The 296-nt window shown below is 44.6% G+C and carries 2 protein-coding genes; both read right to left on the bottom strand.

The window, feature by feature from the left end:
• Nucleotides 1–85, bottom strand: an 85-nt coding sequence (locus tag A3766_RS09215) for an uL14 family ribosomal protein (protein WP_197479468.1), incomplete at its 3' end; no start/stop codon positions are given.
• Between the two features lie 26 nt (nt 86–111).
• A partial coding sequence (gene rpsQ, locus A3766_RS09220) for a 30S ribosomal protein S17 (protein ID WP_068642124.1) occupies nt 112–296 on the bottom strand: 185 nt, incomplete at its 5' end.

Here is a 296-nt window from a genome sequence, read left to right on the forward strand (position 1 = left end):
GTGAACCACCCAGCACTTTAATACACATTACTCGACGCGCACCGCTGTTATCGGCCACATCTAGCATACTTTCCGTCTGAATCATCGTTGTTCTCCAAACCTTACCAGGGGTTAAACGTTAGATGCTTTTTCATCGATGTTTAGTAACGTGAAAGACTTTGTCTTCGAAAGAGGACGCGTCTCTTGAATTGTTACTACATCGCCGATGTTGCATTCGTTATTCTCATCGTGAGCATGTACCTTGGTAGAACGCTTAACGTACTTACCGTAGATTGGGTGCTTTACACGACGCTCAA

It is taken from the genome of Oleiphilus sp. HI0132 (assembly GCF_001635845.1).